Annotated in this window: 9 protein-coding genes; 3 read left to right on the top strand and 6 right to left on the bottom strand. The window is 45.6% G+C overall.

Annotation, left to right across the window (positions count from 1 at the left end; translation table 11 throughout):
* Window positions 1–47: 47 nt before the first annotated feature.
* Entirely contained in the window at window positions 48–2,699 is a 2,652-nt protein-coding gene (locus IGI78_RS11165) for a cation-translocating P-type ATPase (protein ID WP_081118256.1), read from the bottom strand.
* 350 nt (window positions 2,700–3,049) lie between these two features.
* Between IGI78_RS11165 and IGI78_RS11170 the strand changes: the two genes are divergently transcribed.
* The gene (locus IGI78_RS11170) at window positions 3,050–3,793 is read left to right on the top strand and encodes an NADPH-dependent oxidoreductase (protein ID WP_081118214.1); all 744 of its coding nucleotides are present in this window, start codon (window positions 3,050–3,052) and stop codon (window positions 3,791–3,793) included.
* Window positions 3,794–3,912: 119 nt separating this feature from the next.
* On the opposite strand, the gene IGI78_RS11175 is transcribed toward IGI78_RS11170, so the two are convergent.
* The gene (locus tag IGI78_RS11175) at window positions 3,913–4,263 is read right to left on the bottom strand and encodes a hypothetical protein (protein ID WP_195264747.1); all 351 of its coding nucleotides are present in this window, start codon (window positions 4,261–4,263) and stop codon (window positions 3,913–3,915) included.
* A 160-nt stretch (window positions 4,264–4,423) separates the two neighbouring features.
* Here IGI78_RS11175 and IGI78_RS11180 point away from each other — a divergent pair, with 160 nt between their 5' ends.
* Window positions 4,424–4,732 (top strand): DUF5960 family protein, encoded by a 309-nt coding sequence (locus IGI78_RS11180; RefSeq protein ID WP_008378984.1) that lies wholly within the window; start codon window positions 4,424–4,426, stop codon window positions 4,730–4,732.
* A 382-nt stretch (window positions 4,733–5,114) separates the two neighbouring features.
* On the opposite strand, the gene IGI78_RS11185 is transcribed toward IGI78_RS11180, so the two are convergent.
* Window positions 5,115–5,408 (bottom strand): hypothetical protein, encoded by a 294-nt coding sequence (locus IGI78_RS11185; protein WP_195264745.1) that lies wholly within the window; start codon window positions 5,406–5,408, stop codon window positions 5,115–5,117.
* 221 nt (window positions 5,409–5,629) lie between these two features.
* A complete protein-coding gene (pepV, locus tag IGI78_RS11190) occupies window positions 5,630–7,054 on the bottom strand; it encodes a dipeptidase PepV (RefSeq protein WP_195264742.1) in 1,425 nt (474 codons plus the stop codon).
* A 159-nt stretch (window positions 7,055–7,213) separates the two neighbouring features.
* Between pepV and IGI78_RS11195 the strand changes: the two genes are divergently transcribed.
* Window positions 7,214–8,050: an NAD(P)H-hydrate dehydratase gene (locus IGI78_RS11195; RefSeq protein WP_081116578.1), complete on the top strand. Its 837-nt coding sequence runs from the start codon at window positions 7,214–7,216 to the stop codon at window positions 8,048–8,050.
* A 74-nt stretch (window positions 8,051–8,124) separates the two neighbouring features.
* On the opposite strand, the gene IGI78_RS11200 is transcribed toward IGI78_RS11195, so the two are convergent.
* Window positions 8,125–10,179 (bottom strand): beta-galactosidase, encoded by a 2,055-nt coding sequence (locus IGI78_RS11200; protein WP_142424238.1) that lies wholly within the window; start codon window positions 10,177–10,179, stop codon window positions 8,125–8,127.
* Window positions 10,176–12,413, bottom strand: coding sequence for an alpha-galactosidase (locus IGI78_RS11205; RefSeq protein ID WP_288362679.1), 2,238 nt, complete (start codon window positions 12,411–12,413; stop codon window positions 10,176–10,178). The genes IGI78_RS11200 and IGI78_RS11205 overlap by 4 nt, the downstream gene beginning before the upstream one ends.

Here is a 12,413-nt window from a genome sequence, read left to right on the forward strand (position 1 = left end):
AAACGACAAAAAAACGTATCGATCAAAGGATCGATACGTTTTTTGCTTTAGGCGTTTCCTTGACGTTTTTGAACGGCAATAATAATCAGTTTCGTGATTTCCATCAAAACAACTGCCACAGCAGCCATTGCGATACATAGACCGACATGTCCCAAAGTGAAGGTTGCTGGAATCGCAAAGACTTCACGGATGCCAGGAATCAAGGTAATGCTGTATAGTCCACCACAAACGACGATCGCCAACCATACCATTTTATTGGCAAAAAGGCCAGCTTGCCAAGCAGTCTCAGTGTTTGAGCGTGCTGGCAATGTTTGCAATGTTCGGCTCCAGATAAGTGTTGAGAAGGCCATCGCTACACCTAATTCAGGTGATTGGCTCATCCCTAACCATTGTGCCAAAATCACGACAGCGGCAATCAAAATACCGCGATACGTTACTGAGATCAATGTTTTTCCAGTGAAGATACCAGCATTTGGATCTCTTGGCTGGCGCTGCATGATGGTTGGTTCGGCTTTTTCCATTCCTAGAGCAATCGCTGGTAATGAGTCGTTGACTAGGTTGATAAAGAGCAGCTGCAAGGCAGTAAATGGATTGTCCCAACCCATCACTAAGGCAAAGACGATCGCAATGATCGCACCTAAATTTCCAGCAAACAAATACGAAATAGCTTTTTTGATGTTGTCAAAGACGTTTCGGCCAACTTCTACTGCACGAATGATCGAAGCAAAGTTGTCATCCGTCAAGACCATCGCCGCTGCATCTTTGGCAACGTCCGTTCCAGTTCCCATTGCGATCCCGATATCCGCTTGTTTCAAGGCGGGTGCATCATTGACCCCATCTCCGGTCATGGCAGAGATCTTGCCTTTCTCTTGCCAAGCCCGCACGATACGGATTTTGTTTTCCGGCGAAACACGAGCATAGACTGTGATTTTGTCTAATTGATCCGCTAGTTCGGTTTCAGAAAGAGCATCCAATTCCGTACCAGTCAAGGCTAAATCGCCCTCGGCTGAAATACCGATCTCTTGTGCGATCGCCACGGCTGTCGTTTTGTGGTCCCCTGTGATCATCACTGTTTTGATACCAGCAGATTTAGCATCCGCTACGGCTTGTTTGACTTCTTTACGAGGAGGATCGATCATTGCCATCAAACCAACTAAAATCAGCTCGTTTTCATCCTCTAGTGTCAATTCTCGTGATTGGGCATCGGTCAATGGACGGTAAGCAAACGCCAAGACTCGTAATGCCCGTTTTGAGAATTCTTCGTTTTGATGCTGCAACTTATTTCTGATTTCATCTGTTAAAGGCACGACTTGATCATCGATCAAGACTTTAGTACTGCGGCCAAAGACGATGTCTGGACCACCTTTGGTCAACAATAAATGTTCGCCATCGATCTCATGTAAGGTGGACATCAATTTACGATCAGAATCGAAAGGCAATTCTTGCAAACGAGGAAACTGTTGACGAATCGACCGATATGGCTGATTTAGTTTCTCACTGTAATCCAGAAAAGCAATTTCAGTAGGGTCTCCTAGCTTCGCCCCATCTTCACTGATGGCAGCATCATTGGCCAAGACACTGATTTCTACCAAGCGTTTTTCAGGCAATGTCCAGGTAGTTGGCTCATCGGGGAACGTGCCCGTTTGCCCATTTGGTAAATAGTAGTCAACAACGGTCATTTTGTTTTGGGTCAAGGTCCCTGTCTTATCTGTACAAACGATACTCGTTGAACCCAATGTTTCAACCGCTGGTAGTTTTCGAATGATGGCATGACGCTTCGCCATTTGTTTTGTTCCGATGGAAAGGACGATCGTCACGATCGATTGCAAGGCTTCTGGGATCGCTGCAACGGCTACGGCTACCGCAAACATAAAGGCGTTGACTAAATCTTCCGTCATATCACCTGTACCGTCACCTAAGAACAGCCGTGCGACTTGAACCCCTAAAATAATCAATGAAAGGACCAAGATCGCCAAGCTCAGTTTCTTACTGAAGCTGTCCAGTCCTCTTTGCAATGGCGTTTTGTGTTCAACCGTACTTTCCAATAAGCCCGCCACTTGACCGATTTCCGTCACATTACCAGTTGCGGTTACGATAAACCGACCACGCCCATAAGTGACGATCGTTCCACTGAAGACCATGTTGTCACGGTCGCCGATCGGTGCGGTACGATCGATCACACCTAATTCTTTTTCCGCTGGCGTTGATTCCCCAGTCAGCATTCCTTCATCGACCTTCAAAGAACCCTCTTCGATCAATCGACCATCTGCTGGTACATAGTCCCCAGCTTCTAAAATAACGATGTCGCCGACAACCAATTCTTTCGCTAGCACACTTTGTTCTTTGCCATCCCGAATGACGTTAGCATCTGGTGCCGACAGGCTTTTCAAAGCGTCTAACGACCCTTCGGCTTTTTTCGTTTGAATCACACTGACGACGGAATTCAACAAGAGTACTGCGAAGATAACGATCGACTCAACGTGGGCACCCATAACCATTTGGATGATTGCCACGATCAGCAAGACGATCACCATCGCATCTTTGAAGGTATCTAAGAATAAGGCAAAGCTAGATTTCTTAGGTGCTTCCTTCAGCTGGTTCAGGCCATTTTCTAAGCGCTTGGCTGCCTCTTGCTGCGTCAACCCCTCTGGACTGCTCTGGACCTCTGCCATAATTTCCGAGATTTCTTTTTGATACATTTCTTTCGCCAATTTTTTTGCCCCTTTTAATTTTATTTTCCTTAGGCACTCTGCTAGAAAAAAAGAGACCTAAGACAAGTATACGCTTGTCTTAGGTCTCACCATTTCAAATAATACCAGAAAGCTGTCACCAGCTTACTTACTGTTGATATTATCGCAGCTTGCGCCACCGGTTACTCCCCTAAGGAATAATAATAAGAATGTATCATTATCATAACGGAAACTGTTGTGCTTGGCAACTATAAAACATCAATTTGAAAATTTTTTGAAAACATTCTTTTTGTTCCCATTCCTTTTTTTTCTGTTACACTAAGGAAGAAAGAAATTTGTATGTTACAGGAGGAAAAACGATGGATCTTTTTGATACTTTTACCCACCACAGCTCTGTCAGAGATTTTCAACCCCGGCCACTATCAAAGGAGCTCAAGCAAAAACTAGTAACGGTTGCCCAGAGCGGTTCCAGCTCGAATTTTGTTCAAGCCTATTCGATCATTGAGGTCAGTGATCCCCAAAAGCTGGCTGAGATTGAAAAGCTCGCGGGTGCCCCAAACTATATCACTCGAACCGGAGTCTTCTACCTTTTTATCGCCGACTTACATAAGCATCAGCAGCTGCTGACCCAAGCAGGATTGCCGGATACCCACTTAACCACGATGGAACCATTTATTGTGTCAGTCGTTGATACGACCATCGCTGCCCAAAATATGGTAGCTTACGCTGAAGCGCAAGACTTAGGAATTTGCTACATCGGCGGCATCCGCAATGATTTGCCTCGTATCGCAGAACTTGTCGGCTTACCAAAATTGACGTTTCCTTTATTCGGTTTAACGATCGGCTATCCGCAACACAGAAATGAGCCGAAAGTCCGCTTGCCCCAAGAAGCGATCGTAAGTGTCGATCAGTATCAACCGCTGACGCAGGAGCAAACAGCCCAGTACAACCAAACGACAGAAGCCTATTATGCACAGCGCAGCCGCAATCAACAGCAAACCAATTGGCAAACGAAAATGACGGAATTTTTCCGTGAACCGCGACGTCCAGATGTCGCTGCCTTTATGAAGCAACAAGGCTTCTCAGACCACTTCGGCGAATGAGGACACTAATCACCACGGGAAAATAAAAAGCGATCACTGGCAAGAAATCTTGTCAGGATCGTTTTTTTTCTTAGTGTAAAAATCAGGTTCAGGCGGCTCTTGTATCTTTGTCATGGTAATTAACGTGTGGCTTCTTGTGCGGCTTCGTTGACGGCAACTGCCTGCTCACATGTTTCCATTAATGCTGCTAACGCTTTATCTAACACTGCTTCATTTTCGGAGGTTCGCTGACTGATTTGCATCATAGGCTGAGCCGCAAGATCCAGCAAATAGGTAGGGATTGCTTCTTTTTCAGCAAAAGTGCCCTTGATCAGCGGCTGGTAGACAGACTCGCCACAGGGGCCGGTTTTGATAAAGGCTAGTTCGAACTGCGCCTTCCCTGACAAACGCAACCGATAGACCCCTTCTTTGGTCAGCAGTTTTTCATCGGCAAAGCGCGCCTGTAATCGTGCGAAACGTTCGTAATCCATAGTATCTGCTCCTTTTTGATTTCTTCTTTTCTCTAGTGTAGCAAATTTCTTGTTAGCAAAACATCTCTTTCATAGAGAACGCCCCCTTTTTCCTCGTTTGGTGATTTTCCACTTTACAAACAGAACGAACGTTCGTATAATTCAAGTGAGGTGAATGCGTATGCCCGCTGCAAAAATCGCTTATGCAAAACAAGAAACCTATGCATTTGAAAAACACTATTATGAATTGGTAAACTTTCCCACACCAGTGGCGCTTTTGTTTGATGAATTCGCACTGACGATGGAGCGCAACCAAAAATCGTATATTGCGATCCCCGCGCGCTATTCCGTCTTAAAGGTTCCGCTCGTCTTTGTTTTTCGACTAGAGACTAAGGATGCGCCTGTTTATTATTATGAGCACGTACTTGCTGAAAATAAGATCATTCGCCGCTACAACCCCGAGCGTAATTATTTGCCCGGCGGAAGATAGACCAATGGTTCACCCCGTTTACTGTACTAAGCAACTGCACCCTCCTGTTAAATATCACTGATCAGCAGTTCGAATGTTTGTCAACAAAACAAAACCCTTCTATACTAAAAAGAAAGGGGTTTTTCACAATGACGAAAAAACCGCCGCAAACGTCTGAAGAAAAAGAAGCCGCTTCTAACAATATGGGACTGGGGATCGGTGCCGGTATGGATCAAAAAAGCAACAAAGACCAGAAATAGTCGTAGCAAAGAGCTGTGCTTATCTGTCACAGCTTGCTGCCAAGTAAATAACAAAAAAGCCTAGGTTCTGCACTTGTTGTGCAGGACCTAGGCTTTTTTGCTACTTCGAGCAATATTCTCGAAAGCAGCTGCTTCACAGTTGGTTACAACAGATTTCTTTTCGCCATTTCTGCGCGATACAGTTCATAGACCGCATCACTTTGCTTTGCATGGCTGCGGTAAAAGAGCCCATAAGAGAAAATCGCTTGGAAATTGCTTCCTTGATTTGCTCGTGCTACAGCGTGGTACAAATTCCCCAACTGCTGATCAGACATCTTCCCGCTTTTGATTCGTTTGGCAACTGCTTTTTGGGAAAGGGTAAATAAAATCGTCGTAAATACTTGATAAACCACCCAAATCGCCAGAATAACCAAAATAAATTTCACTAAATCAGGCATCACTTTTCAACTCCTTACAAAAAGTAAATCATTCGGATGATTTGATGTCAATAATAAAATAACCCAACGAAAATAAAATATTTATTTCCCAAAGTAATAAAATAGCAGTACGACAATGATTGAAACAATCAGTCGTACTGCTATTCCTTTATTACCTCTATTCATCTAAGTATTACTAAATCGACTCAGCTAAAAAAAGAATAGACGGTATCAATGTCTCTTTATTTCGCCAAACGGTAGATAGCATCTGCATAGATCACCGCTGCGTTGAATAGGTCATCCAAGCTCATGAATTCATTGGCTTGGTGCATGGTGTCGACATAGTCTGGGAACATTGCGCCATAGGCAACGCCGCGTTTCAATAGACGGCCGTATGTGCCGCCGCCGATGATTTGTTCAAAGCCTTTTTCGCCAGTATGTTCTTCATAAACCGCCAATAAAGTTTCTACCAATGGATCATCTGCTGGCACGTAGTGAGGTTCCATGTTGCGGTCATTGCGAGTAACGGTTGCCCCTTCCATACCGACGGTGCGTTCCACACCGATTTCAAGACCTTCCGCAGTTACCCCTTTAGGATAACGGAAATTCAATGCGATAAAGTTGTCTGCTTGCGTTCCTGCTTGGTTCGCTTTAAAAGCAAACAAGCCAGCATTCATAGTCAATTTACCCATTTTTTCATCTTCGTACGCCACACCTAATTTTTCACCGTAGAAATCTTCATGGACATAGGCTGCTGCTGCATGGATGAATTGTTTTGCGCCGCCGCCAAAGGCATAGTTATCTAAGAAGACAGCTAAGAAGGTCCCTGCATTGATTCCTGATTGTGGGCTGGCACCATGGGCACCTTTACCGACTAATTCAATCGTCACTTGTTCATTTTCTGTTTCAATCGTCCCCGTCACTGGATTGGCTTCAACGTAATCGAAAAAGGCTTTTTCGATCGCTAATGCTTCTTCTGTTGATGGAGCAATGAAGCTTGCTGTTGCCGTTCCTGGTACCATATTTTCTCGCAAGCCAGCAGTAAAGCTTTGTAGCGTGAAGTCTCCTTCATTGTTGCCTTGGAAATGGATCCCTAATGTCACATTTCCTTTTTCTCCATTGATAATTGGGAAATTGGCATCTGGTGAGAAGCCAAAATCAGGCTTTTCTTCATGCTCAAAGTAGTAATCCATATCTGCCCAGCCGCTTTCTTCATCAGAACCAACGACAAAACGGATTTTTTTCGATAATGGCAAGCCCAATTCTTTGATGATCTTCATCCCATAATAGGCAGCCATTGAAGGACCTTTATCATCAGAAGAACCACGAGCATAGATTTTGTTGTCATTGATGACTGGATCGTAAGGATCGGTTGACCAGCCGTCACCTGCAGGAACAACATCCATGTGGCCGAAGATCCCTAATGTTTCGTCTCCTTCACCAAATTCGATGTGACCAGCGTAGTTATCGACGTTTTTGACTGTGAAGCCATCACGTTCGCCATAAGCTAGCATGTGTAGCAACGCATCACGAGGTCCAGGACCAAATGGTGCATCCGCAGTCGCTTTATCATCTTCTCTTTCACTTTTCACTTTCAATAGATCAATCAAGTCGTTCAGCAAATCGTCTTTGCGGGCTTCGACCTCTTTTTTCCAATCGATTGTCATAGTGTTCCCTCCATTTCTGTTCTCGCTATTTATGATAACACTCTTAAACCAAAAAAGGAAAAAAAATTGCGCCTTTTTCCATGGGTCTTTTCTATGAAATTTCTAGGAAACAGGTATAATAAATATAACTCGATTTTGATTAACGAAAGGAGTCATTGCATGGAGCAACTTGATTCTGCGATTTTATCCAAAGTGATCCAACAGCGCCCGACAAAAAGCCACAAAGGTACCTTTGGCCGAGCCGTTTTAGTAGGGGGCAACCGCCAATTCGGTGGGGCGATCTTAATGGCTGCGCAAGCCTGTGTGTATGGGGGAACTGGTTTGACTACCGTGATCTCCGATGGTGTCAACCGAACCGCCCTGCACGCTCGCTTGCCTGAAGCGATGTTTGTCGATTGGCAGCAAACAGAACTGATCGATACGGTCACCGAATCGGCGGACGTCCTACTGATTGGTCCTGGATTAGGCGAAGGAAAAAGCAATTTTGATCTGCTGCAGCGGATCGTTTCTGCCCAAAAAGAACACCAATGGTTGGTGATCGATGGTTCGGCGATCAATTTGGCTGCCAAATATCCGCTGATCATCCCCTTTCCTGAACAAGTCGTCTTCACGCCGCATCAAATGGAATGGCAACGGCTCAGCGGACTGGCAATTGCCGATCAGACAGAAGAAAACAACCAACAAGCCCAACAAAAACTCGGAAGTCTGGTGGTCTTAAAAAGCCATCGCACGCAAATTTACGGCAGCAGCATCGCCCAAAATCCCCTCGGAACACCCGCAATGGCGACTGGCGGCATGGGGGATACGCTGGCAGGCATGATCACCAGCTTTTTGGCACAGTTTGAAAAAACAGAGGAAACGATCCAAGCGGCTGTCTATCTCCATAGCCTAATTGGCGAAGCATTGGCAAAAGAGCACTATGTCGTGTTGCCGACACAAATCAGTGCCGCATTGCCTCAATGGATGAAAAAGCACCAAGCATCTGATCCAGAATGATTTCTGATAAACCATTCATCAAAAAAACGTCCCTTTCTATGTTTGTCGAAAGGGACGGTTTTTCCAATAGTCAGCTAATTGTTAAAATAAACCACTCGCACTTCATACGGCGCCAAGGTTACTGTTGGAGGGACTGCTTGATTGGTCTCTAAATCAACGACTTCTTTGATCAAGTCCAATGTCTGCTCTTTCTCAGAAAAATTCATGATGAAAAAGTACGTTCGTTCTGGACTGATCCTGCCTTGGATCGAGACTTCAGGGTTGGCATGCGCGATCCTTTCCTCTGCCAAAGACAACTCACGGGCCAAAGAGGCATAAAACTGTTCGAAAAAGTCATAGTTGGTGCGAGCCGCCAGATAATAAGCGGTGCCGGCACCAAAGGCATTTTTGGTGATCGCAGGGGTTCCTTGGTAAAAATCTGCTTGATACTCCCCTAGTACCTCCGCTGTTTCGGCTTCGATGATTGCAGAGTAGTCCCGTGTTTCAAAGGGCTGTCCTTGAAAAACCACTTGATTATGTTCAGTGTCAAAAAGAGTTTCCAGCTCCAGCACGTTGATGCCTAATAACCCTCGCAACGGCTGTGGCAAGCCCCCCAGATACAATAGGTCGGTTTCATTGACCATGCCGCTAAAATAACTGGAAATCAAGGTACCACCAGCTTCCGTGTACTGGCAAAGTTTTGCCATCGTCTCTGCTGTCATCAAGTAAAGCATCGGAGCGATCACCAACTGATAGTCAGAAAAATCTTGCTCTGGGGTCAAAATATCGACCGCGATGTCTTGTTCCCAGAAATAACGATAATGCTCCTGCAACGTTTGGGGATACCGTCGTGTTGGTCGCCCAAACCCGCCACCTCGCTTCAATGCCCAGTTGCTTTCCCAATCAAAAAGAATCGCCACTGCTTTTTTTCTGGTGGTTCCTTGAATTTCTTTGATTTTTTCCAAGCGCTTGCCGTAAGCCGCAACTTCTTTGAAGACCCGATTCTCCGTGGAATCATCATGTCCCACGACTGCCCCATGGAATTTTTCTGAATTGCCACGGGATTGGCGCCATTGAAAATACAAGGTACTATCTGAGCCATGGGCGATCTGTTGCATGGCACTCAACTGATGGACACCAGGCTTTTTCGCTTTATTGAAGGAATGCCAGTTAACAAAACTCGGCGTGCATTCCATCACTAAAAAGGGCTGTTTCTTCAATGACCAGTACTGGTCATGCACATAGGCGGATTTCATCGCTGTCGCTGCCAAGGATTCAAAGTTGTTGTTCCAATCAGGGTAACTATCCCAGCTAACGATGTCCACATGACGAGCAAACTTGCTGTAGTCAATGCCTTCTAAAGGAATAAAATCTTGGGTAGCATGTCCTTCCGCCATAAAATTCGTCGTCACAGGAATGTCCGGGGTCAGTTGACGGATCGGCGCACATTCATGCAAATAAAAATCGATCGTCCTATCTGTGACAAATCGTTTCCAATCAAGATCCATGCCATGCACTTTGTGTTCTCCTAAAGGCGAAGGCGGTAAAACCTGCGACCAATCAGAGTACGTACCGCCCCAAAAAGAAGTCCACCAGGCATGATTCAACGTGGCTAAATCACCATATTTTTTTTGCAGCCAGCGGCGCCAGTTTTCCTGACAATAGGAGCAAAAGCATTCGCCAGAGTACTCATTGGAGATATGCCACATGGCTAATGCTGGATGCTTGCCGTAACGTTTTGCCAACTGCTGATTGATTTGCGTTACCTTTTCCCGATAGATCGGTGAAGAGTAACAGTGATTGTGGCGAAACCCATGGGTATGTTTTTGCCCTTGGGCGTTGGTCCGATTGACTTCGGGATACTTTTGGCTCAACCATTGCGGACGTCCACCGCTAGGAGTGGCCAAAATGACTTTGCCGCCGATGCCATGGATCTGATCAAACACACGATCCAACCAGTCAAACTGATAAACGCCTTCTTGCGGCTCTAAGGCACTCCAAGCAAACACCCCTAATGTGACGGTGTTGACATGGGCTTGCTGCATATAGGCAAGATCCTTTTGCAAGATTTCTGGATAAGCCAGCCATTGATCGGGGTTGTAATCCCCGCCATGCATAAACTGCTGATCAAACAATTGATTGCTCATCATTCTACTCCTTTTTTGGCTTGTAACTGGTAGACAAATGATTGAAAATCGCCAGTGACTTGCGCCGTTCCATGGTTGACGGCATTAAACTGATAGGGTTTACGCAACCCTAATTGCCTTAACAACTGACCAGAGACAGGTTCGCCATTGACCTGATACACCTGTTGGCCATCGAGAAAGGCTACGGGCAAAAAGTCTTCCGCCGTCGGATTGGCTTGTGCCAACACGCGAAAGAAAGCAATCAATGCTTCTTCGTTTTGCGGATCATACACCGCCCAAGTTTTTTCATTGCCATGGTCCAACTGCTGCAGCTGGTAAAAAGTGCCAAAGGTCAGCAATTGCCGCTGTTTTTTATAAAAAACGATTTGGGATTTGATTGCCTGCTTTTCAGCTTCAGACAAATGAAAGAGATCGAGTTCATACCCCAAAGGCCCAAACATTGCGACGGTTTGCCGAAAGTCTAAAGAAGTTGCCCGACCGACTTGGTGGTTTGGTGCCGCCGACACGTGATTGCTGAAGGAGGACAACGGATACCCTAGCAACGTTCCGCTTTGGATCGCTAAACGTTCCACTGCATCACTATCATCACTAGGCCAAATCTGCGGACTGTAAAACAAGATCCCCAAATCGTATCTCCCCCCGCCGCCAGCACAGCCTTCAATCAAAAGGGTCGGAAACGCCGCTAAGATTTTTTCATATAAGCGATAAAGACCTAAAATATAACGATGATAAAACTCCGTCTGAGAAATTCCCTGTTCCGCTAAGTAAGGAGAGTAAGCTTCCGTGATATTACGGTTCATATCCCATTTGATGTAATCCAGCTTGGTTTCAAGGATCACTTTTTGCATCGCTTCGAAAATCGCCTCAACCACTGCTGGATTGGCAAAATCCAACACGTATTGTCCGCGCCCCACAGAGATCCGCTCATAAGGATGCTTGACTACCCACTCAGGATGCTCTTGGTACAACTGACTATCTGGCGAAACCATTTCCGGTTCAAACCAAATCCCCAGTTGCAGCTGCATGGCATGAATTTTCTCAGCAAAAGAGCCGATTCCTTTTGGAAATTTGGCAGGGTCCGCCACCCAATCGCCTAATGAACTGCGGTCGTTATTGCGTTTTCCAAACCAACCATCGTCAAGCACAAAGCACTCCATCCCTAACGCCTTGCTTTCTTGGGCTAAGGTCAACAGCTTTTCTTCATTAAAATCAAAATAAGTCGCTTCCCAATTATTAAAGACGATCGGCCGCTGCCGCTTTTGCCAATAAGGGGCAATCACATGCTTTTCGATAAATTGGGCGGATTCTTGACTCAAGCCATTCAGACCAGCAGCGGTGAAGGTGAAGAGGCATTCTGGGGCTTCAAAAGTTTCTCCTTGTGAAAGCTGCCAGCTGAAATGCTCAGGATGTATCCCCAACATCAATCGAACGTTGTCCCATTCATCCATTTCCGCTTGCGCCAAAAAGTTGCCCGAATAAATCAGGTTGGCACCATAGACGTGACCAGTGTCATTGGTGGCTTGCTGTTCTTTTAAGGCGACAAAAGGATTGTGCTGATGACCAGACGCTCCTTTTAACGAGCCAACACTGATCGTCCCTTGGGTCAAAGGGACCATCTTGATATGCCGTTCTTTCAGCCAGGCGCCTGAAAGATGCAGCAGTTCAAAATCGCGATTTTTCAGCTCCAAGACACCACTTAAAAAGCGCTGAATGGTTCTCGGCTTGCTCCCCGTATTGGTCAATGTTTGCTGCCGCGTGATGGTTCCTGATCCTTTGAAGATCGTATAGGTGATCGCCAGTTCCAGCTGCCGCTCTTGATCTACTAATTCAAAGACGATGCTCTGGCTTTCATCGGCAGCCGCGAAGCTGGCGGGTTGCGCCAGCTTTCGTTCTTTGCCCTCAAAACAGTGAAAAGCCACAAGTTTAAAATCCACATAAAGAGGGGTTTCTTCCTCAAAAACCGACACTGCCCCTTCTCGAAAATCAGAAGTCCCATAGGTTGGCAATTCTTGAAAACGGTCCGCCAAGGTAAAAAGATTGTCTGCTTCAAAAAATTTGACAGTTCCTGCCGATTTATTCTCTTTTTTCTCAAGGTACGCTTGATCAAATGGCGCCAGTGTGCCTAGCGATGGCCCAAAATAGACATGACCCAGTTGCTGATTTGGTAACACATTGATGATATAACTGATTTTTTCATTGTATAAGTGAAAGAGTTGTTCGTTTCTAATTTCTATCAT

Source organism: Enterococcus sp. DIV1767 (assembly GCF_050542585.1).
Lineage (GTDB): Bacteria > Bacillota > Bacilli > Lactobacillales > Enterococcaceae > Enterococcus_D > Enterococcus_D innesii.

Coding starts and splice junctions, on each gene's coding strand:
- IGI78_RS11165 (WP_081118256.1), bottom strand. CDS start 2,699: ATGTATCAAAAAGAAATCTCGGAAATTATGGCAGAGGTCCAGAGCAGT.
- IGI78_RS11170 (WP_081118214.1), top strand. CDS start 3,050: ATGGATCTTTTTGATACTTTTACCCACCACAGCTCTGTCAGAGATTTT.
- IGI78_RS11175 (WP_195264747.1), bottom strand. CDS start 4,263: ATGGATTACGAACGTTTCGCACGATTACAGGCGCGCTTTGCCGATGAA.
- IGI78_RS11180 (WP_008378984.1), top strand. CDS start 4,424: ATGCCCGCTGCAAAAATCGCTTATGCAAAACAAGAAACCTATGCATTT.
- IGI78_RS11185 (WP_195264745.1), bottom strand. CDS start 5,408: ATGCCTGATTTAGTGAAATTTATTTTGGTTATTCTGGCGATTTGGGTG.
- pepV (WP_195264742.1), bottom strand. CDS start 7,054: ATGACAATCGATTGGAAAAAAGAGGTCGAAGCCCGCAAAGACGATTTG.
- IGI78_RS11195 (WP_081116578.1), top strand. CDS start 7,214: ATGGAGCAACTTGATTCTGCGATTTTATCCAAAGTGATCCAACAGCGC.
- IGI78_RS11200 (WP_142424238.1), bottom strand. CDS start 10,179: ATGATGAGCAATCAATTGTTTGATCAGCAGTTTATGCATGGCGGGGAT.
- IGI78_RS11205 (WP_288362679.1), bottom strand. CDS start 12,413: ATGATAGAAATTAGAAACGAACAACTCTTTCACTTATACAATGAAAAA.